At 45.1% G+C, this 21,763-nt stretch carries 20 protein-coding genes; 9 read left to right on the top strand and 11 right to left on the bottom strand.

The window, feature by feature from the left end; translation table 11 throughout:
- Positions 1-66: 66 nt before the first annotated feature.
- Positions 67-1,353, bottom strand: coding sequence for an RNA-guided endonuclease IscB (iscB, locus tag QZ918_RS14920; RefSeq protein ID WP_293336290.1), 1,287 nt, complete (start codon positions 1,351-1,353; stop codon positions 67-69).
- Between the two features lie 271 nt (positions 1,354-1,624).
- On the opposite strand from iscB, the gene QZ918_RS14915 reads away from it, so the two are divergent.
- The 4 genes from QZ918_RS14915 (at position 1,625) to QZ918_RS14900 (ending at position 5,645) form a co-directional block, all read left to right on the top strand.
- Entirely contained in the window at positions 1,625-1,834 is a 210-nt protein-coding gene (locus QZ918_RS14915) for a hypothetical protein (protein ID WP_293336288.1), read from the top strand.
- Complete coding sequence (locus QZ918_RS14910) at positions 1,815-4,433, top strand: M1 family metallopeptidase (protein ID WP_293336286.1); 2,619 nt, start codon at positions 1,815-1,817, stop codon at positions 4,431-4,433. The genes QZ918_RS14915 and QZ918_RS14910 overlap by 20 nt, the downstream gene beginning before the upstream one ends.
- 251 nt (positions 4,434-4,684) lie before the next feature.
- Positions 4,685-5,098 (top strand): hypothetical protein, encoded by a 414-nt coding sequence (locus QZ918_RS14905; RefSeq protein ID WP_293336284.1) that lies wholly within the window; start codon positions 4,685-4,687, stop codon positions 5,096-5,098.
- Between the two features lie 130 nt (positions 5,099-5,228).
- A complete protein-coding gene (locus QZ918_RS14900) occupies positions 5,229-5,645 on the top strand; it encodes an NUDIX hydrolase (protein ID WP_293336282.1) in 417 nt (138 codons plus the stop codon).
- A 615-nt stretch (positions 5,646-6,260) separates the two neighbouring features.
- Here the strand turns inward: QZ918_RS14900 and QZ918_RS14895 are convergent.
- The 6 genes from QZ918_RS14895 to petC form a co-directional block, all read right to left on the bottom strand.
- Positions 6,261-6,743, bottom strand: coding sequence for a hypothetical protein (locus tag QZ918_RS14895; protein ID WP_293144695.1), 483 nt, complete (start codon positions 6,741-6,743; stop codon positions 6,261-6,263).
- Between the two features lie 177 nt (positions 6,744-6,920).
- Complete coding sequence (locus QZ918_RS14890; protein ID WP_293336280.1) at positions 6,921-7,973, bottom strand: NAD(P)/FAD-dependent oxidoreductase; 1,053 nt, start codon at positions 7,971-7,973, stop codon at positions 6,921-6,923.
- A 273-nt stretch (positions 7,974-8,246) separates the two neighbouring features.
- A complete protein-coding gene (psbQ, locus tag QZ918_RS14885) occupies positions 8,247-8,690 on the bottom strand; it encodes a photosystem II protein PsbQ (RefSeq protein ID WP_293144699.1) in 444 nt (147 codons plus the stop codon).
- A gap of 521 nt (positions 8,691-9,211) precedes the next feature.
- Positions 9,212-10,063 carry an alpha/beta fold hydrolase gene (locus QZ918_RS14880; RefSeq protein ID WP_293336278.1) on the bottom strand — a complete coding sequence of 284 codons (852 nt, stop codon included), beginning with the start codon at positions 10,061-10,063 and terminating at the stop codon, positions 9,212-9,214.
- A gap of 313 nt (positions 10,064-10,376) precedes the next feature.
- Positions 10,377-11,366 (bottom strand): cytochrome f, encoded by a 990-nt coding sequence (gene petA / locus QZ918_RS14875; RefSeq protein ID WP_293336311.1) that lies wholly within the window; start codon positions 11,364-11,366, stop codon positions 10,377-10,379.
- A gap of 241 nt (positions 11,367-11,607) precedes the next feature.
- Positions 11,608-12,150: a cytochrome b6-f complex iron-sulfur subunit gene (gene petC, locus QZ918_RS14870; RefSeq protein WP_293144703.1), complete on the bottom strand. Its 543-nt coding sequence runs from the start codon at positions 12,148-12,150 to the stop codon at positions 11,608-11,610.
- A 206-nt stretch (positions 12,151-12,356) separates the two neighbouring features.
- Here petC and QZ918_RS14865 point away from each other — a divergent pair, with 206 nt between their 5' ends.
- On the top strand, positions 12,357-12,674 hold the full coding sequence (locus QZ918_RS14865) for a DUF3067 family protein (RefSeq protein ID WP_293144705.1): 318 nt from the start codon (positions 12,357-12,359) through the stop codon (positions 12,672-12,674).
- Positions 12,675-12,874: 200 nt separating this feature from the next.
- On the opposite strand, the gene QZ918_RS14860 is transcribed toward QZ918_RS14865, so the two are convergent.
- Complete coding sequence (locus tag QZ918_RS14860) at positions 12,875-13,084, bottom strand: hypothetical protein (protein ID WP_293336276.1); 210 nt, start codon at positions 13,082-13,084, stop codon at positions 12,875-12,877.
- Positions 13,085-13,130: 46 nt separating this feature from the next.
- On the opposite strand from QZ918_RS14860, the gene QZ918_RS14855 reads away from it, so the two are divergent.
- Entirely contained in the window at positions 13,131-13,439 is a 309-nt protein-coding gene (locus QZ918_RS14855; RefSeq protein WP_106149684.1) for a carbon dioxide-concentrating mechanism protein CcmK, read from the top strand.
- Positions 13,440-13,740: 301 nt separating this feature from the next.
- Here QZ918_RS14855 and pip read toward each other — a convergent pair whose 3' ends face one another.
- The 3 genes from pip to QZ918_RS14840 all read right to left on the bottom strand — a co-directional run bounded on the left by pip (position 13,741) and on the right by QZ918_RS14840 (position 17,587).
- Positions 13,741-14,688, bottom strand: coding sequence for a prolyl aminopeptidase (pip, locus tag QZ918_RS14850; RefSeq protein WP_293336274.1), 948 nt, complete (start codon positions 14,686-14,688; stop codon positions 13,741-13,743).
- A gap of 286 nt (positions 14,689-14,974) precedes the next feature.
- Positions 14,975-15,742, bottom strand: a complete 768-nt coding sequence (gene tatC, locus QZ918_RS14845) for a twin-arginine translocase subunit TatC (protein WP_293336308.1) — start codon at positions 15,740-15,742, stop codon at positions 14,975-14,977.
- An 891-nt stretch (positions 15,743-16,633) separates the two neighbouring features.
- Complete coding sequence (locus QZ918_RS14840; RefSeq protein ID WP_293336272.1) at positions 16,634-17,587, bottom strand: NAD(P)-dependent alcohol dehydrogenase; 954 nt, start codon at positions 17,585-17,587, stop codon at positions 16,634-16,636.
- Between the two features lie 284 nt (positions 17,588-17,871).
- On the opposite strand from QZ918_RS14840, the gene QZ918_RS14835 reads away from it, so the two are divergent.
- The 3 genes from QZ918_RS14835 to tftA all read left to right on the top strand — a co-directional run bounded on the left by QZ918_RS14835 (position 17,872) and on the right by tftA (position 21,616).
- Positions 17,872-18,630: an SDR family NAD(P)-dependent oxidoreductase gene (locus QZ918_RS14835; RefSeq protein ID WP_293336270.1), complete on the top strand. Its 759-nt coding sequence runs from the start codon at positions 17,872-17,874 to the stop codon at positions 18,628-18,630.
- 191 nt (positions 18,631-18,821) lie between these two features.
- A complete protein-coding gene (locus tag QZ918_RS14830) occupies positions 18,822-19,919 on the top strand; it encodes a DJ-1/PfpI/YhbO family deglycase/protease (RefSeq protein ID WP_293336268.1) in 1,098 nt (365 codons plus the stop codon).
- 314 nt (positions 19,920-20,233) lie between these two features.
- Positions 20,234-21,616, top strand: coding sequence for a hormogonium tapered terminus morphoprotein TftA (gene tftA / locus QZ918_RS14825; protein WP_293336266.1), 1,383 nt, complete (start codon positions 20,234-20,236; stop codon positions 21,614-21,616).
- The last annotated feature ends 147 nt before the right edge of the window (positions 21,617-21,763 follow it).

Below are 21,763 nucleotides of genomic sequence, written 5' to 3'. Positions count from 1 at the left end.
CCCTTGGAAACTTCTAGCATAGCTGTACTCAGCACGGGGTAAACGGGAGGAAAAGGGGGGCAGGATCTATGCAACATAAGCGTAACCATCCTTTTTATGAATGTGTTTGCAGTACTTGTGGCTGATTCCCTGAACCAGTCCATCAGGCGTTGAAATATTGAAGCTACCGATGGCGCGAGTGGCTACTCTACCAACATAAGTTCCAATCTTTTTCCCTGAAGTTACAACAGCTTTAACGATGTCGCCCGTTTGAAAACCTTTGTGAAACTTGGTTCTAGAACAATAACGAACCGGAAATCCAAACTTATCCGTGCGGCATTGTTGACGAGTTCCATGTCCCTTGGCAGTAATCAACAAAGGCTTAACACCTGTTGTGATTAATTGTTCTGGTGTCGATACTCCAACGCAAGCAGCATCCCAGTAATGCGTCTTGTCTAAGCCTCGAATAGTTCGGTTGTACTTAGTACGACCACCCGTACCTACTTCAACAGATAACCCTATTTTTTTAAGGTTTTCGTACAAATTCCATTGAGTTGCATTGACGGCGGCTGTATCTGCCAAAGGTCTTTTAGCTTGAGACAAGATGCGTTTGAGCAAGTCTTGCTTACCTTTTAGAAAATTCTTAATATCTTGGACTCCTTTTTTCTGATTACAAGAGACACAGGCTAGGCATAGGTTGCTGAGGCGGTTAGAACCGCCTTTTGACCGAGGTTGGATATGCTCAATCTCAAGCTTGATGTCTTTTGTACCGCAGTAAGCACAGGTTCTACCCCATTTTTCGAGTAAGAATTCACGTATTTCGTACCCAGCAAGCGTGCCTTGTTGGTATCCCTTACCGCTAATCTCTGCATCTTCCATCTGCTGAGTGTCAAACCTTACTAATTCCTGAGATATGGCAGTAACTTGACACAGCGATGACAAGCGTTTAACCCAGGTCAAGATGTTGGCAACTCGACTGTTTAAAGACGGTGGCAACCATCCTTTGGGGCGAGTGCGGTTGAGAAAACGAGGCTTGCGATACCTAGTTTTACGATTACGTCGTGACCTCCGTAACTGACGGCGTGAAGTTAAGGAATCCCGAATCTGAAACCCTCGATGCTGCAATTGGGCTACCCAAACAACTTCACCTGTGTTGTCGTCAATCAGTGCAAGTCCAGTTGTTTTTGCGCCTGGGTCAATTTTGATTCGGAGTGGTTTGACTTTTGGATTTGACACCTCCTTTTTTAGTATCAATGTGAAGGGATAGCGACGAAATACGGCAGCTTTTCCATCACGCAATAGTTGTCTTGCCTGTGCTGGGTACACTGGATTTAGTGGTTGTTTACCTTGGTCTATTAGGAAGACTTTGGACATTGCTGTCCCTCCTTGCGGGTAAAGTTCGCCTGGTCAATGTTTTTTGAGCTTGTTAGATCTAACGCAGTACCTCCCAAATGGTTGTTTAACGTTAGATGACAGTGCTACAAACTGGCGTCGCATCTGTAGGTGTCGTAACTCAAAAAACGTAGTACTCAAAGTACATAAGACGGGTCAACTAGAGCTGTATTTCAAGCCCCCACTGAACCTGTACTCAGGTCAGTGGTGGGTTGTTGACGCAGATTTCCCTCTCAATTTAAATTGCAGGCTGATGATTGCAGACATTAGCCTTGCTGATATTGTAGCTAAAAAATCCTTTTTTTCATTCCGGGAACGATCGCCTGAATTTTTCAGATTAGCGACAACAGCAACTAGGACGCGCTACTCTGTAATTAAGCTGGCAGTTCCGCCCGATAGCTGCTGCCTGCGATCGCCGATCGACTCACAACTCCTCAATCACAATGTTAAACAACTACTTTGATACTGAAAACGGTCACAAATCCTTCGAGATGCCCGGTGCTAGACCCCACTACAACCCCGATCGCCCCGGACAAGTAGAGCATATTTTCCTCGATTTAGTGCTCGATATTCCCAAACAAAGTTTTCGCGGCACTTGCAGCATCCGCATAAATCCAGTCCGCAGCGGTATTGACAAATTAACCTTAGATGCTGTCAACCTGAAGATTAAATCTGTAAAAGTCGGGGAAACCGAGCAAAATTTTGACAGCGACGGCGAAGTGCTGCAAATTCAACTGCACGAACCAACAACAGCTTACGAACCAATTACAATTGCGATCGCCTACTCGGTCGAAAAACCCCAGCGCGGCCTCTATTTCGTCGGCCCCGACAAACACTATCCCGACAAACCAACACAAGTCTGGACTCAAGGCGAAGACGAAGATTCCCGCTTCTGGTTTCCCTGTTTCGACTATCCCGGACAGTTGGCAACTTCCGAAATTAGAGTGCAAGTTCCCAGACAATTTTTTGCAATATCCAACGGCGAATTAATTAGCACAAAAAACGACGGCGACGACAAGATTTATCACTGGTCGCAAACTCAGGTACATCCGACTTATTTAATGACCTTAGCAGTCGGAGATTTTGCCGAAATCAAAGACGAATGGAATGGCAAACCAGTTAATTATTACGTCGAAAAAGGTCGCGAAGCTGACGGTAAGCGCAGCATGGGCAAAACGCCCAAAATGATTGAATTTTTCTCGGAAGCATTTGGCTATCCTTACCCTTTTCCTAAATACGCTCAAGTCTGCGTCGATGATTTCATCTTCGGTGGCATGGAAAATACATCGACAACTTTGCTAACAGATAGGTGCTTGTTAGACGAACGCGCCAGCCTCGACAATCGCGGTACAGAAAGCTTAGTCGCCCACGAATTAGCTCACCAATGGTTCGGCGATTTAGTAGTAATTAAACATTGGTCTCATGCTTGGATCAAAGAAGGCATGGCTTCCTATTGTGAGGTGTTGTGGACTGACAAAGAATACGGCAAAGAAGATGCGGCTTATTATATGTTAGGTGAAGCCCGCAACTATTTAGCTGAAGACAGCGCCCGCTACCGCCGGCCGATGGTGACTCACGTTTACCGCGAAGCGATTGAATTGTACGATCGCCATTTGTACGAAAAAGGCGCTTGCGTGTATCACATGATTCGCGCTGAGTTGGGCGACGAACTATTTTACAAGGCAATTCAAACTTTTGTGCGCGATAACGCTCACCAGACTGTCGAAACGATCGATTTGCTAAGGGCGATCGAAAAAGCCACTGGTCGCAATCTCATGTTCCTGTTTGACCAGTACGTTTATCGCGGCGGCCATCCAGATTACAAAGTTGCTTATTCCTGGGACGGCGACAGCAAATTAGCCAAAGTTACTATTACCCAAACTCAGGTAAAAGACAACAAAAATGGCAACGGTAACAGCAAAGATGTCTTTGACCTCAAAATTCCGATCGGCTTCGGTTACAAACCGGAAAAAGATGCAGATGAGCGAAATGCTGCTAATATAAAAACTTTCACGGTTCGAGTTCACGAACGCGAGCAAAGTTTCTATTTCCCCCTAGAAGAGAAGCCCGCATATATCAGTTTTGATGTCGGCAATAAATACCTAAAAACAGTTGCTCTAGAGTATGGAGTTGCCGAACTCAAAGCTCAGTTACAGTTCGATCCAGACCCGGTTTCTAGGATTTACGCCGCCCACGCTTTGGCGAAAAAGGGAGGCTTGGAAGCTGTGAAAGCGCTGTCAGAAGTTCTCAAAAAAGAGCCGTTTTGGGCTGTGAGGGCGGAAGTTGCCGGTCAGTTGGTTGAGATTAAACTCGACCAAGCTTTTGATGGTTTAGTAACTGGTTTGAAGGATAAAGATGCTCGGGTGCGCCGTGCGGTGGTGAATGCGTTAGGTAAAATTAAGACTCACGAGACTTATAAGGCGCTGAGGTCGATCGTTGAAAAAGGCGATGACAGCTATTATGTAGAAGCGGCCGCAGCGAGTGCGATGGGTGCGATCGCAGGGGCTAACCCCGATGAAAAACCCACGGACGAACAGGTACTCAAAGAGTTAAAATTGGTTTTGAAAGAGCGCGAGGGCTGGAATGAGGTTGTGCGATCGGGTGCTATTTCCGGTTTGGCACAAATGAAAACTTCTGAAGATGCGCTAAACCTGATTTTGAAATACACAGCCATTGGTACTCCGCAAGCTTTGCGCTTGGCTGCAATTCGCTCTTTGGGGACAATTTCGACAGGTCAAACTAAGCTCAATTTGGAACGCATTTTGCACCGATTGGCGGAACTTTCTAAAGAGACTTTTTTCTTGACTCAAGTATCTGTTGTTGTCGGTTTGGGACAGATGGAAACTCGCAAAGCTATCAGAATTTTGCGTTCTTTAGCTGACCAAACTCCTGATGGCCGCGTCCGCATGATGGCTGATGAAGCTGTGCAAAGAGTGCAGAAAAATGCTGGTTCTGATGCAGCGGTGAAGCAGTTGCGCGAGGAGTTAGATCAGGTGAAAAAGGACAATCAAGATTTGAAGAGTAGGATGGAAAATCTGGAGGCTAAGGCGAAGAAAGATTAGTTCAACAGTTGACAGTTGACAGTTGACAGTTGATAGTTTGATAGCGACCTCTACCTAGAAGTCCGATGATTTGTAAGGTGCGTCGCTATGAGATTGTCGCTGCGATCGAGGATTGTTTCGGGCGACACACCCTACGAGCTAATTGTAGGGTGTGTGACGGCGATAAATCGTTAAATCGAAACCAGCCAAATGTGTACAGTCACGCACCGCCCCAGTAGCAAGCTAAATCTGACAAAAAATATTGTAGTAAGGTGCGTCGCTATGAGATTGTTGCTACGATCGAGGATTGTTTCGGGCGACGCACCCTACCAGCTAACAATTACAATAATTCTAACATTAGGTATCCTGGAAGACATTCTGCCAGTTCAATAGCAGCCATCTATTTTGTGGATAAATTTGGCAAAACTCTGGAAACGCCGTTAGTTGGGTTGGGTGCATTTAAAGTTGCGATTGGCGATCGCCCTGTTATTAAAATAATCTTATTTTTTAGCTGTATTGCCTTGAAGTTTGGTATTTTAAGCAAAGGTAAAATCCTACATATTTCTATTTCTGACTTAGTTATTGTCTCGACTGAGAGATCGCAAATAGAACTTAAGCAATCCGACTCAATAAATAAACCTGGCTTTTTTTATGAAAAAATAGCTTTCAGCAATTATTTTTCATAAAAGGAACTGATTTTGCTGTATCGGTGGGTAAGTTCTAATAGATAATCAGGGTGTATCAACATTTTTATTTTGAATCTTCAACTTTCAATCAAGTTGAAGCAGCCTTTGCACCCTAAAGATTGCATAAATCATGAGTACAAGAACTATTGTATTGGTAGAACAATCGGCTGTCATTCCCTACCGCATTCAAAACGGACAAATTGAAGTAATGGTGATCACTTCTTCAACGGGTAAGCGTTGGGTGATTCCTAAAGGGTTAATTGAACCTGACATGACTCCTCAAGATTCTGCTGCTAAGGAAGCTTGGGAAGAAGCAGGTTTGTTGGGTAAGGTGTTCCCGGATTTGCTGGGAACTTACGAGTACCAAAAGTCTGGCTATATTTGTCAGGTAGAAGTATTTTTACTGCAAGTACAAACTGTTCTGGAAAAATGGCCGGAAGCTAGCTGTAGAAAGCGACAGTGGGTAAGTATTCCGAAAGCAATTAAGCGGGTTAATGAACCGGAACTTAAACTGATTCTTGCTAATTTACCGAATCGGTTTTGCTGATTCAAAGGTTCGTAGTGAGGACTTTAGTCCTAATTAACTCAGGTTCGTAGTGAGGACTTTAGTCCTAATTAACTCAGGTTCGTAGTGAGGACTAAAGTCCTAATTAACTCAGGTTCGTAGTGAGGACTAAAGTCCTGATTCAAAGGTTCGTAGTGAGGACTAAAGTCCTAATTAACTCAGGTTCGTAGTGAGGACTAAAGTCCTGATTAACAGGTTCGTAGTGAGGACTAAAGTCCTGATTAACAGGTTCGTAGTGAGGACTAAAGTCCTGATTAACAGGTTCGTAGTGAGGACTTTAGTCCTGATTGACTCAAACATGGAGAAAGGGCTGATGATGCCACACTTTCATGCGAGGGAGGACGATCGCACTACACTCGGAAAATCATTATTCTGCTGTACAAGGAAAGGACTGAAGTCCTCACTACAAACCTGGAAAGGACTGAAGTCCTCACTACAAACCTGGAAAGGACTGAAGTCCTCACTACAAACCTGGAAAGGACTGAAGTCCTCACTACAAACCTGGAAAGGACTGAAGTCCTCACTACAAACCTGTGTAAATGGAAATGACTGAAGTCCTCACTACAAACCTATGATATCGGTGTGAAAAGTTTTACCTCAAGCGTTAGCTGACAGAAAAGGAAGGCTTTCGGCTAAGTTATCCTTGACTTCAATTCCCTGTTTTTTTGCCCAAAACTGGCTTAAGAAATGAATTTGCCGCAAGCCGACAATTAAATTTAAACCAGGTACAAACATCCACCAAACAGTTAGCGGTTCTTTAATTCCTTCTTGGCGGTACAATTCGTTAACTGTGTTGTAAAGTTTGAACTGCACGATGTAAATCCAAGCAATTCCTACGAAGGAAAACCAACCAAACCATCCGGGAACGTCGGGGTCGAATATTCGCAAAGCTTGGGGGATGGCTACTCCTAAAACAAAGGGCAACAAGCAAAGTGTCCCCGACCAACCCTTGCCGTTATAAGTCCGCAATTCTTCTTGAATAATCCATTTGTACCAGCCGTAATATAGCAGCAAGCTGACTCCAGATAGCAAGATTACTCGCCACAAAATTCGTGGCTTTCCTAAGGGGTTTTCGGACATTTTTAGATGTAAGATAAGACGGCGGTTGAAACCGCGCCTAGACAAACAATGTCCGCCTCCGCGGACTCAAGAAGATAACGTAATTTCAATTACCTAGTCTTCAACCCGCACTCCTCGGGTAAAGTCTCGTGTTGACGCGGTTTCAACCACTTTATTGATTATATTAACATTTGTTAATTATTGCAAAATCATCTCTCGGATCGATCGCGCGGTTGCAGGGGCCAGCAGAACACCGTTGCGGTAGTGGCCGCTAGCTATCAAAACCTTGCTGTTACTGGGAAGCGCTTCGATAATTGGGGCTGGGCGTCCTTCGGGGCGCGGGCGCAATCCCGACCATTTTCGGATGATTTGGGCCTCGGCTAAGGCCGGACAAAGTGCGATCGCCCTTGCCATCACTTCATCCAACATATCAGCATTCGCCTGCACTTCCCCGCCGTTTTCGGGAAACTCCACCGTCGCCCCTACCCAACATTCTTGATTTGCCAAAGGTACAATGTGAACGTCATCGCAGGTAATTACTGGCGCAAAATCTGGGTTTCCTAAGGGATTTTTTGACCGCAAATGCAGGGCTTGTCCCAACACCGGGCGAATGTCCACCAATTGATTTAGCGATGCAGTGACAGCAGCGGAACCTAAACCAGCAGATACAATTAGTCGATCGAACTTGCCACTATCAGCCATTTGGGCCCCTGCAACTTCCACCCCAAACTCAAAAATCACTTTATTTTGTGTAGCAGCATCCACCAAAGCCAAAGTTAGTGCGATCGGATCGACTTGCCGGTCTTGAGGCGAATAAATCCCAGCAATTATGTTATGATTTAAATCAAGATGAGGACAAAACTCGCGCACTCGTTCCACCTCCCAAAGTTCTAATTTCCAACCTTGAGACTTGCGAGTTGCTGCTAGCTTTTTCCACTTACTTAAATCCTCTCCTTCCGAACACAGCAGCAAAATTCCCTGTTTGTTAAATGGAATTTTCCGTCCCGTAGCTGCTTCCAATTCAGGAATCAAAGTTTCGTAATACTGAAGGCTGGTTTCCCTTAAATGCCAATTTCTGCCCTTAGTTTTGTGGCTGATTACTCCCATCAAAACACCGAGGGCTGCACCTGTAGAAGCTTGGGCTGGGGGCTGTTTGTCGAATACAGTGACTTTTAATTCGGGAAATTTACTTAATTCAAACGCGATCGAAGCCCCAACAATACCGCAACCAATAATTGCAACGCGAATCATTCAATTAAATTTTAGATTTTATATTTTAGCAGTAGGGTGCGTCATACCAATTTAATGTGAAGTTGCATATATCCCGATCCCCCTAAATCCCCCGCATCGTTGCGGGGACTTCGATCGGAATCTTGTCCCCCCCTTATTAAGGGGGGTTAGGGGGGATCGGATTTCGGAATTCTACGGGGTCTCATCAAAAATTGGTATCAGGGAGAAAGTTCTTCGTCTGTGTTCCAAACCTTCAGCCCTGACGCACCCTACAATAACTACTTCCTCAAGCTATTAGGCTTTAGGAAGTAGCTGCAAGAAAGTATCGAAATCCTTCACAGCTTTGCTATAACTAGCGGTGATTTTGGCATTGTCAGCCATTTTAGCAGCGTTATCAATCTCTACCAAATCAGCAAACAAACTCTTGGTCAAATCCATAGCTTGCTGTTGAGATTTCGGCAACAAACTGCCCGACACGGTTTTCATCGTGGCGCGCAATTCGCCGAGAGGCCCGTGAATGTAAGTTTTGGCATCAATCCAATTTTTTTTCTGAATTAGGGTTCCTAGGTTGTCCATGCGCGATCGGAACTCTGTCAGAGTAGGAACATAGCGCTGAATCTGTTGGATCTGGGCTGCTGTGTAAGTCGTGGGAACTTTTGCTTCGACACTGCTGCAACTAACCAGAAATGCCATCAAAAATGCCATCATCAAGGCAAAAAAGGAACGGGGACGAGTCATAAAAACAATACGGTAAGTGGTAAACTCAGAGTATGAAAGACCTGAGAGGAAAACGACCCGGCGATTTCAATCGCCTTGAATCTTTCCATTACTGCCTTGGAGTTGCAAGAGTCCGGTGTACTTTTGTAATGTACTTTCGATGGGACAATTACCATCTCAAATGTTGCAACCAGCGATCGCATAATGTTTGCTCCTGATGGAGCCTCCCTTCCGGGGTAATGTTCGCCTTGACCTGGTTATAAAGGCTTGTTAGACCTGCGACACTGTTTCAGTGACTTTAAAACTGTTTAATCGCAGATGACAGAGCGGAAAACTGGCGTCGCATTCTCCGGTGTCGTGACCTAAATAACGTCTCCTCCTAGGAGGGGTCTGGTCAGAACAGCTTGCAATTTCTTACAAGCTCAGTGGCTTGAGCCTCTGAGTTCCTGACAGCGATTTTAGACTTTAGATTTTAGATTTCTCGTTGCGGGCCGGCACCGAGACACCGCCCCTACTTTGCACCGAGAGTTATGTACAAAATATTATTTTACCTCCTTTTGGCGCAGAAAAGTTATCAGAGCACCGCCAACTTTTTCTGACCAATGTTCTTGAGGATAATGGGAGACTTCTTCTAAGGTGACTAACTCGGCACTTTTCATGGAAGTGACTAATTTTTTAGCTGGTTCAACACTCAGCCAAGGATCGGTTAAACCCCATACAAATAAGGTTGGGCTTGTCCATCCTTGTAAGCCGGATTCAATTTCTGCCATTGACTTTGGCAGTTGAATGTTGCGGATGGTGTTCATTAGCGATCGCCCTGCATCCGAACTCTTCAAAAACGGGCGCCGGTAAACATCTAAATCCTTGTCTAATACCCTGATGCGACTTCCGCCTTCGAGGGTTCTGTCTATCAAAAGTGGGTCTTGCGTCAGCATATCACCAATAAATGGCAGTCCCAACTGCTGCATTTTCCAAGGCAATTTGATATCTGCTGAAATTGGTGTATTTATGACTACTAAACGATCGATTTTATCGGGATTTCGTAAAGCGTATTGGATGCCGACAGATGCTAAAAATCCTTGGACGACTAGGGAAACTCTGTCTAATTCTAAGGTTTGAATAAAGCCTGCAAGGGCGTCTGCAAAGGCATCGGGAGTATAAGCAAAGTCGCGTTTGTCTGGTTTTGTCGATCGCCCGTAGCCCACCCAATCCGGCGCTATCGATCGAAATCCCTGGGCCGCCAAATCTGGCATAATCGCACTCCAGGTAAAGCTTTGGGACGGTATACCGTGCAGCAGCAACACAGGAGATTTATCACTTTCGTTTACCGGATTTGCTTCCCGATAAAACCATTCCAGCGATCCTACTTGAATTGTTTTCTCATCAATTGGCATTATTTTACTTCTTATTTATCAAAGAATAAGGCGGGTATTCCCCGCCTTACTTACTTAATAGTTGGGTACGCACAAAGCACCATTAGTCTCAACAATTGCCTAAAACCTTTTATATCTCAGGTTTGTATCTAAGTCTCGATCCCCCTAAATCCCCCTTAAAAAGGGGGACTTTAAGAATACTCTTGTTCCCCCCTTCTTAAGGGGGGTTAGGGGGGATCTAGGCTTAATAGTAAGGCAGCAGTCTCGCACTACACAAGACGTATTTGTTGACACTAATAACTGAGTACTTTACCCAACTCATGAAAGTCCTGCTTTAGAAATTCATTTCAGCAGCTTGAACTTTTTCCACCTGTTTCTTCTTGAGAACCAGCATAATTTGAGCCAACATAGTCAAAGCTACGAAAGCCATCAATCCTGTAACTCGATTTGCACTTTGCAGCACAATTTCTACATCTTTTTGACCGAAACCGCCTACATTAGGATTGTTTGTCAAAACTTCGCCGGCTGCAACAGTTTGTCCTTCAGTAACAATCAGTTCTGGGCCTGGGGGAATTGTATCAACAACCGCTGCACCTTCTGCTGGTTGAATTGTCACTTCATAACCGCCATCTTCGGGTTGAGCAATTTTAGAAATAGTGCCAGCTACTGAGGCATTATAAACAGTATTGTTGCTCTTGGCGCCAGTAGGATAAACCTGACCGCGACCGCGGTTTCCGCCGACATAAATTAGATATTTGCCGTAGTGAACTGACTTGTCAGTTGCGGGGTTTGGCGACAAAACTGGGAATACCAATTCTTTGTATTGTTCACCAGGCAGCGGGCCCACTAAAACAACGTTTTCTTGGGTTTCGCTGTAAGGTTGGAAGTAAAGATCGCCGACTTTTTCCTTCATTTCTTCGGGAATTCTGTCAGCGGGAGCAATCTTGAAACCTTCGGGTAACATGACAACTGCACCTACATTCAAGCCGCCTTTGGTACCGTCGCCGGTAACTTGTTGCACGCTTTGATCGTAAGGAACTTTGACCACAGCTTCAAAAACTGTGTCTGGTAAAACAGATTGGGGGACTTCTACTTCAGTCGGTTTGGCACCGAGGTGGCAGTTAGCGCAAACAATGCGCCCTGTAGCTTCGCGGGGAGTAGCGGGTGCTGTTTGCTGGGCCCAGAAAGGGTAAGCGAATGCTGCTTGGGGAAGTGCGATGTCGCTACTGAGAAAAAATCCGGCGGCGGCGATCGCAATTAAGGCAGTTTTGGCGATCGTCCTGGCACTGCGGCGAAATACCGCAGATAAGTTAATTTGTGACATCAGAGTATTCAATCTCAAAGGTTCAGACAATTTAGTCATTGGTCATTGGTCATTGGTTATTTGTTATTGGTTATTTGTTATTTGTTATTTGCTATTGGTTGTTTGCTATTGGTTATTTGCTATTGGTTATTTGCTATTGGTTATTTGCTATTAAAAACTACTAACCACTAACTACTAACTACTAACTACTAACTAACAACTGCTAACCACTAACCACTAACAACTAACTACTAACTAAAAACTAAGACCACCACGGTTCTTCGCCGGTACGGAAATCTGTTTCTTTCCAAGGGGTAAAAGCTACCTTGTCATCTGCGACAGTGGCGTGGGCCAAGGCCAAAGACAAAGGTGCGGGGCCCCGTACCACTTTGCCCTCACTGTTGTATTGAGAACCGTGGCAAGGACACATAAACTTGTTTTCGCTAGCATTCCAAGGCACGACGCAACCCAAGTGAGTGCAGACTGCATTGATGCCGTATTCAGCGATAGTTAGGTCTTTTTCGACCACTAGATAGGTGGGGTCGCCTTTGAGGCCTTGGGCCAAAGTGCGATCGCCCGCAGGGTGCGAAGTCAAATATTCGCTAACGATGATGTCGTTACCCAAGGCATCTTTAGCTGTGACACCACCACCAACAGCCCCACTCGACGGAGGAACAAAGTATTGAACAACGGGATAAAGCGCGCCCAGTGCCACACCTGTGACTGTACCGAACGTCAGCAAATTCATAAATTGGCGACGCCCCATATCGGGAACATCGGGATTTCCAGCAGAAGTTTGAGCCATGACCTGCCTTTACGGTTTTAAGTTACGTTTGTTTGTGAGCCAACTTGTACGTGCAGACAACTCGGACTAGGAGTGCTAATCTGCTCGCACAAATTTGAGGCAGCGAAAATTCCTTTTAAGAATGCGCCTTCCAGCCTTTATTAGAGTATTATTACATTTTTTGAACTTTGTCTTTTATTGTTTAACAGATTCACTCAGGAGCAACCATGACGGGCAAGGATTTACACCAGCTACTCCTACAAAAATGGGGAAAGTCTTACGATATCAGATTGCGGCGAACGCGAGGCAAGATTTTTGTGCAGGTGATGTGGAAATATTTGGAACAGGTGTCTTTTCCGATGACGGAGGCTGATTATTTCGAGCATTTGGACGCGGTGGCCAATTACCTCAACGGCTGGGGCAGCACCGAACAGGTGAGAGAATATATTGTCACTACTCGCGATCGCCCGCGCTTGGGCAAAGCTGTCAGCGTTCCCCTGGATTTGGGCGAAAGAGCCTCGGAGTGGTTGCTTGATGAGTTTTGAGCCATCAGTCATCAGTCCTTAGTCTTTAGTCCTCAGTCATATAAAATACGGTGACATCCGAATCATACCGGAGTGCGATCGGGAAAGCTGCAAAGGAAATCATAGCGAGCGATCGCCCATCTCGTCGCTTGTAAAGTTTTGTGTCTGGGCGGGGCTGGATTTTTTAAGTTGAAAGTCCCAAAAATCGTCAGGCGAATTTGTCAGCCAGCGTGGGGGCGGCGAGGAACCGTCGCTGTGGCGCAGCTAATTTTCGCAGTTTTTTGATTCAAACTTATGATGTAGCGGGCTTTCCTGGGCGCCAGGCAGCAGGATTGAAATGCCACAGGAGGCTGTGGGGCTGTGAAAATTTGGGGCGGTGGGGTTTCTCGCTGACCAAAATCATCCGAACCAATTTCTGTCAACACTTTCACATACAATGAGTCTCAGATATCTTGTGAAACTTAGGAGAATGTTGTAATGGGTGTTGCAGTTGGAATGGTTGAAGTCTTAGGATTTCCCGCTGCCGTAGAAGTTGCAGACTCAATGGTGAAAGCAGCCCGAGTTACTTTAGTGCGCTATGAAAAAATAACCCGTGCTTACTGGACAATTATAGTTCGAGGAGATATCTCTGAAGTGCAAGCAGCCGTTGCTGCTGGAATTGAATCAGTTAAAAAGGTCGATGGCGGAAAGTTGCTATCGTATCACATAATTGCTCGTCCCCACGAGAATCTCGATTACATTTTGCCGATCGGCTACACGCCTGAAGTAGAACAGTTCCGAATGTAGGCAAAGTTTTGACAAAACTTTGGTGTGGAATTTTAACTTTTACTAAAATATAGAGGCGCGCGCGATCGCACCTCTATATTTTTTATAAATCTTCAAATTGAGCGATCGTCTAATACTCACCAAAAAATCATTTTCACGCATAATATTGTTTCCGGTTCCATGGGAATGATTTAACCGCAGAGAACACAGAGCACACAGAGAGAGAAGGGGGAGTTGAATAATTCTGATGCTACCAGATTTGATATAAAATCTTTATAGGACTAATTAAAAATCAGCAATTCACCATTAGCAATTTGGATGACTACCAGTCTGCAAACTTATCTGTTGCCTCCATTAAACAGGTACGAATTCCCGGTTCGCTCATCGAATGTCCGGCATCGGCAACTACAATGAACTCAGCTTCAGGCCAAGCACGATGCAGTTCCCACGCCGAGATCATCGGGCAAACAACATCATATCTTCCCTGAACGATAACCGCCGGAATCTTGCGGATGCGATCGATATTTAAAAGCAATTTATCTTCCGGGTCTATAAATCCCTTGTTGATAAAATAATGGCACTCAATTCTGGCAAACGCCTCGGCAAAAGCATCAATTCCAAAGCTTTGCTTGACATCTAAATCGGGAAATAATCTACTCGTACTCCCTTCCCAAATTGACCAAGCACGAGCCGCTTCTAATCTAATGTGAGGATCTGGACTCGTCAAGCGCTGGTAATAAGCTGTTAGCAAATCGTCCCTTTCATTTATGGGGATAGGTTTAACATATTCTTCCCAAGCATCCGGGAAAATATAACTTGCTCCTTCTTGATAAAACCAGCGAATTTCTTTTTGTCTCAGCATAAAAATGCCGCGCAAGATTAAACCGTTACAACGGTCAGGATGGGTTTGACTGTAAGCTAAAGATAGAGTGCTTCCCCAGCTACCACCAAAAACAACCCATTGCTGAATATTTAAATATTCTCGAAGTTTCTCAATATCGTTGACTAAATCCCAAGTTGTATTTTCTTGCAATTCTGCATGAGGTTTACTTTTACCGCATCCGCGTTGGTCAAACATCACCAAACGCCATTTTTTTGGGTCAAAATATTGTCGGTAAAAAGGCGGACATCCACCTCCTGGCCCACCGTGTAGCAATACAATAGGTTTTCCCTCTGGGTTGCCCGACTCTTCAAAATGAATGGTATGGATGTCAGAAACTTTGAGTTGTCCTTCGTTATAGGGTTGTCTGGGCGGGTAAAGTTCTCGCATTTTTTTAAGGATTTATAACTCGACCGTGTTTATTTTACATTCTGACGATCGCACTGGTAAATCAAGATAGGCGATCGAAAGAAAGTTGTGGGACAGTCAAGATGCCTGTCCCAGTTATTTTTAGAATCTTGTCTATTACTTACTCTTCCTAAGTCTCACCGAATAGCAGGGGTTTGAAGCCCCAGCATCAAGGCAGATTGTGATAAGAACGGAGTTTAAATCTCGGTTCTTATCACTTCGCTGTCACCTGTCAACTGTCAACTGTCAACTGTCAACTATCAACTGTTTAACGCCCCAAAAGCTTCACCAAACCGACGCCACCAAAGTAAAGAGCCAGCACCGCACCCCCCAAAAGACTTTGCGTCAAAGGGTCAGTAGAAGGCGTTAAAACAGCACCCAAAACCGCCGCCCCCAAGACTACATAACGCCAGCCAGATAGCATTTTGCTAGAAGAAACTATTCCCAAAACGCCGAGCAATACTTGGACAATTGGGATTTGAAAAGCTAAACCCGTGCTGAACATTAACAACAGTACAAATTTAAAGTATTTGTCGATCGACCACAACTGCTCTACAACATCCGCCCCGTAGGTAACAAAGAAGTTCAGCGCCGCTGGAATCAAAGCGATGTAAGCAAATACCAGCCCGCCCAAGAAGAGGAAACTAGAACCCAAAAACACTGGCCCGAGCAACTTGCGTTCTTTGCGAGTCAAACCCGGTAGCACAAATAGCGCTATTTGGTAAAAAATAAACGGACTTGCAATCAGCAAACCGCTGTACCCAGCTACTTCGATAGAAACAAAGAAATACTCGCCGGGAGCTAGTTGTAGAAATTTGACAGGCCCGGCGGGTACTTCTAGCAATTGTACGATGGGTTTAACAGTTAAAAAACAACCAACTACACCGACTGCTACGGCAATTAGCGAGTAGAAAAGTCGCTGTCGCAATTCTTCTAAATGGTCGAACAAAGACATCTCAACTTCGTCGGGAAGTTCGTCGAGATATTCGTCTTCGAGGTTGCGGGAACCCAGAAAACTGTCGGCGATTGATGCAATGTTATTTTCCGGGTTGACTTCTTCAGTTTCTAAGTTGCTGACATCTGTGAAATCGTCAGAGACTGGTGCAATACTATTTTCCGGGTTGACTTCTTCAGTTTCTAAGTTGCTGACATCTGTGAAATCGTCAGAGACTGGTGCAATATTATTTTCTGGGTTAATTTCTTCGTATTCTAAGTTACTTACATCCGTCAAATCGTCGGCGACTGGTGCAATGATATTTTCCGAAGTAACTTCTTCAGATTCTAAGTTGCTGACATCCGTCAAATCGTCGGCGACTGGTGCAATGATATTTTCCGAAGTAACTTCTTCAGATTCTAAGTTACTTACACCTACAGAATCATCGACGATTGTTGAGATGCTATTTTCTGGGTTAACTTCTGCACCTTCTAGGTTACTCACACCCATAGAATCATCAGCGGCTGGTGGAATATTTTCCGGGCTAACTTCTGCACCTTTTAAGTTGTTGACAGCCATCAAATCATCGGCGACTGGTTCAATGCTATTTTCGGCGCTAACTTGTTCCAGGTTGTTGTCGGAATCTTGTTCGGATGTCTCCAAGTCTGAGGGCACAGTCATAGGGAATGGGGAATTGGTAATGGGGAATCTTTCAACAGTTGACAGTTGACAGTTGACAGTTGACAGTTTGAGAGCGACCTCTACCTAGAAGGAAGAGGATTGGAGTAATGAATAGTCCGAGCTTAATTTCTCCATCAAAGACTTGGGGATTTCAACCAATTCTTTGTGGTAATGGGGCAATTTTAGATTTGTTAATTGGTAATTGTAATTGGTAACTATTAACTATTAACTATTAACTGTCAACTCAGAGAGGGCGGACACGGGGGCACCACCCCTACCAATTGTCAACTGTCAACTGTCAACTGTCAACTGTCAACTGACTTCTTCAATGCCGATCGCAATTTTGCCGACAGCACGGCCGGTTTCGCTATAACCGTGGGCGGCCGCCACTTCTGGTAAGCTGTAAGTGCGATCGACAATCGGCTCTACTTTATCGGATTCGATCAACTCCCGCAAAATCTCCAAGTCACTCGGATTGGCATTGGCGACAATCAATTTAGCTTTTTTACCAGGAATAAACCAGCTCGTCAACATCGGTGCGAGGTTGTCGAAACTCGGCAAAGTCGAGATATAAACTCCCTCGGCTTGCAGCACGTTTTCGCATTCAGCAAATGTTTTTGTCGCCACAGCATCCAAAATTATATCATACTTTTCGCGCTGTTGAGTAAAATCAATTTCTGCATAATCGACAACAAAATCTGCTCCCAAACCCTTGACAAATTCTCTATTCTTGGCGCTGCAAACTCCCGTTACTTCCGCATTCATTGCTTTAGCAACTTGCACCGCAAAAATCCCAACTCCGCCGGAAGCACCGTTAATCAATACTTTGTATCCTGCTTTAATTTCACCCAAATCTCTCAACGCTTGCAAAGCCGTTAAACCTGCGATGGGTACTGCTGCTGCTTCGACATGGGTGATGTTGTGAGGTTTAAAGGCGGCACTCGATTCTGGCACGATAGCGTATTCGGCACAAGCACCGCCAGCGATTGGATTTAAAAATGTATAAACTTCGTCTCCGGGTTGAAATCTAGTCACTTCCGAGCCGATTTCTACGACAACTCCCGAGATGTCGGAACCGACAATTCGAGGAAAGTTAAATCCTGTGAGTAGTTGCAGGTGTCCTTGCCGGATTTTCCAGTCTACGGGATTGACGCTGCTAGCACGAACTCTGACTAGCAATTCGTTTGTTTTGGCGATCGGCTTTTCTACTTCTCGGTACTGCAATACGTCAACGCTGCCGTGGCGATCGAATACAACTGCTTTCATGGCGATTTTTTAGGTTTATTTTTAAGAGAACATTTCATCCTGTACAATTATCCTATGGCAAATTCTATTCGCTTGTGAATCGGATTTATTTTTTTTTACCGCAGAGGGCGCAGAGGGCGCAGAGAAAGAGAAGAAAGAGAGAAAAATTATCGTTCTATTTTTAAGAGGACATTTAATCATGTACAATTATCATATAGCAAATTCTATTCGCTTGTGAATGGGATTTATTGTTTTTTACCGCAGAGGGCGCAGAGGGCGCAGAGAAAGAGAAAAAAGAGAGAGAAATGATTGATTTAACTGGAAAGGTAATTTTAGTGACGGGCGGCTCGCAAGGGATTGGTGCAGTGACGGTGCAGACTCTTGTTAATGCTGGGGCTGAGGTAATTTTGCATTACTGTCGCAGTCAGGAAGCGGCGGAATCGGTAGCAGCAAGTGTGGCGGGCGATCGCTGTTTTTTATTAGCAGCAGATTTGATGTTACCAAATGCGGCCTCTCTTTTGTGGCAAGATGCTGTAAAGTGGCGCGGTCATATTGATATTATAGTTAATAATGCTGGGATTATGCAGTCAGCGGGTATTGAGGACGATTTCGATATTTGGTCGTCGGCTTGGCAGCAAACTCTACAAGTTAATTTAGTTGCGGTTGCCGATTTGTGCCGGGAAGCAATTTTGCATTTTAAAACTCGCAAGGTTGGTACAATTATTAATATAGCAAGTCGCGCTGCTTTTCGCGGCGATGACCCGAATTATTTGCACTATGCTGCATCAAAAGGTGCGATTGTTTCTTTGACTCGCAGTATTGCTAGAGGATTCGCTGCTGATAATATTTTGGCTTTTACTGTGGCGCCGGGATTTGTGAGTACGGAAATGTCGGATAAGTTTATTCGGGAGTGCGGTGAAGCACAAATTGTGCGCGATATCCCGATCGGCAAAATCGCCCCTCCTCAAGATGTTGCCAACGTAATCGCCTTTCTAGCATCGGGTTTGGCTGCCCACGCTACCGGAACCACGATCGACATTAACGGAGCCTCTTACGTGCATTAACAGTTGTAGGGGCGGTGCCCCCGTGCCCGCCCTCTTCGTTGACAGTTGATAATGTTGCTCTACTATAAAATAGCTCTAAAGACTCACCTTAACAGCTTTTAAGAATAACTAATTTATCACTTTAGCCAGATGCTCAAAAAACGAGAGGTGATTTATGTTTAGATAAAAAGATAGCTTAAGGGAAACTGGTTATGACAGCAGATAACGGAGCCAAAAGCAAACGAGTTGCCATACTAATCGAAAATGGAGTTGAAGATTCAGAATTTCTGGTTCCTTACAACGGCTTAAAACAAGCAGGATTTGACGTAGTTGTCCTCGGTTCGCGGACAAACGAAAAGTATGCAGGAAAAAATGGTAAAGTCGCCCAGCAAGCTGACGGAACTACCACTGAATCATTAGCAGAAGAATTCGATGCAGTCGTAATTCCCGGCGGTATGGCTCCCGATACTATGCGGACAAATCCCAATACAGTGCGGTTTGTCAAAGAAGCGATGGAACAAGGAAAAATAGTCGCTGCTGTTTGTCACGGCCCGCAACTTTTGATTGAAGCCGACGCGCTCAAAGGCAAAAATGCGACTGGTTTCTTGGCAATTAAAACAGACATGATTAATGCCGGAGCTAACTACATCAACGAACCTTTAGTAGTTGACGGTAACTTGATTACTTCCCGCCAACCGGGAGATTTAGGAATATTTACCACCGCTATTCTAGCGCGCCTCGGTTACGGCGGTAAAGCAGTAGGTTTGCCCGAAGAAACTGACGCGAGTGCAGAATGGTGGAAACTAGCTAATGGTTGGGGCGGCTCGACACAAGCGGACATTGTGAAAGGTTTGAATACCGCCCTCGCAGGGGAACGCTATGCTTGCGAAGCGTTTCAGAATTATGCGGAAAAAACCGGAGATGCCGATTTGCGATCGCTCCTGACGGACACGATCCAAAATAAACAGAAACACATCCTCGCTCTCGAAAACCGGCTCAACGATTTCGGCGAAAAACCGTCAATTCCCGCCCAAATTGCTGACAAATACGCTAAATTAAAAGCCTCAATGCAAGGAACCGATGAAACCTTCTTGCTGCGGAGCACTCTCGGCGATTTGCAAACAGGTGTTGTCGATATCAACAACCTGCGAGCGAAGTTCACAGATCCGGTATCAACTGACATCTTTACACAGATAGAAGCGGATTTGTCCAAGTGCGAGCAAGTCGTGGCTAAACTCTTCCGCGCCCGCGCAGCTTCCCAAGAAATTAAAGCGCCAAAACCTTCGACTAGCCCCGCTGTCAAGATGTAAACAGTTGACAGTTGACAGTTGACAGTTGACAGTTGACAGTTTGAGAGCTACCTCTACCCTTAAGTCAGAGGATTGGAGTAACGAATAGTCCGATCGTAATTTCTCCCTTAAAGACTTGGGGCTTTCAACCAATTCTTTCTGGTAACCTGCACCCGGATTAACAAGTTTGTAGTTGCGCCCAGGGGTGAAAACCCCCACCTAGGGCGCAACTACAAATTTGCTATGCAATTATAAAATCTACGCCTTTGCGGTAAAATAAAGCCCAAGCTGAAAAGCAGAAGTTCAAATAATTGCAGGGTTGAGGATTTTATTTAATGGGTGCTATTTTTGTTTCAGCCGGACACGGCGGGTTTGAAGGCGGCGTGCGCGATTCTGGGGCGATCGCATTTGGCGCAACCGAAGCACAGGAAATGATCCTAACTCGGGATTTAGTAGTAGCCGAATTGCAGAAGCGAGGCATCACAACTTTCTCTGTGCCCGACACTCTAAGTTTAGTAGAAACTATCGCTTGGATAAACAACCGCTGCCAGCCGGGAGATGTAGCATTAGAAATGCACGCTGATGCTTTTTCTAATCCTCAAGTTCGGGGTGCTAGCGCATTTTATATTGGTAGCAACCCCACCCGAAAAGCTGATGCGGATTTGCTGTTAAATGGCTATTTACGTCGGTGTCCAGAAGTACCGAATCGCGGCGCTAAACCAGATACTGAAGCAGGTGTTGGCAGCCTCGGATTTTGCCGCCGCATCAACATTCCTTCGATTCTAATTGAACTCGGTTTTATAACCAGCCCTGATGACTTGAAAGTATTTCAAAATCGCCGCCGTGATATCGCCCTCGGACTCGCTGACGGACTTGAAGCTTGGTTAAATAATACTCCTTTAAAACCCTTACCGACACCGACACCGACACCGACACCGACACCGACACCAAAACCTACAGTTTATCCTTTAATTAATATCCAAATCAACGGTGCGCCCCACGAAGACAAAGGCATTTTGGTCAATGGAAATGCTTTTGTTCCTTCCGAAGTTCTAGACGTTCTCAATGTTAAACCAGAGGCAGCCGATCGCCGAATCACCTACAATGGAGTAGTATTCGTGCGGGCTGTCGATTTGCGTGATAACGACATTTCCGTAACTTGGGATCAGGCAACCACATCAGTCTCCCTGCGATCGCGCCGCGATATCCTCTCGGGCGTAGGAAAAATCATGGGACGCGGTTTAACTACCGCCCAACAAATCACAGTATTTCTCACCAAAACAAATAGCAAAGCCCTAGTAATATTTCCCAACCTACCTCAAATTTACGTTCAAGAAGCAGCCGCAGAAGGCGTCAACCACGACGTAGCTTTTTGCCAAATGTGTTTAGAAACAAACTATCTCAACTTTGGCGGTGCAGTCAAACCAGAACAATTCAACTTTGCCGACATGGGAATTGTCAGCCCCACAAATTCCGGCATTTCCTTTCCCGATGCCAGAACAGGAATTAGAGCGCAAATTCAGCACTTAAAAGCTTACGCCAGTAACGAACCAATCAACCAACCTTTAGTTAAAGAAAACGTGCGTTTTCGTTTTGTCAAGCGCGGCGTAGCCCCCACCGTCAACGAACTTGCAGGCCGCTGGAATTCCGATCCTTTATACGGACAAAAAATCATCAATATCATCCGGCTGCTGTACGAAAATGCCAGTTTGTTGTAGTCAGTTGACAGTTGACAGTTGACAGTTGCTATAGCAATTATAGTTGTATTAGTTATTAGTTATTAGTTATTTGTGACTTGCTACTAATAACTAATAACTAATAACCGCTCCCCAATGCCCCATTCCCAATGCCCAATTCCCCATTCC

This window comes from Microcoleus sp. CAWBG58 (genome assembly GCF_020883045.1).
GTDB lineage: Bacteria > Cyanobacteriota > Cyanobacteriia > Cyanobacteriales > Microcoleaceae > Microcoleus.
The sequence above is the reverse complement of the archived record's forward strand: the minus strand, read 5'-3'. Positions and strand labels throughout refer to the sequence as shown.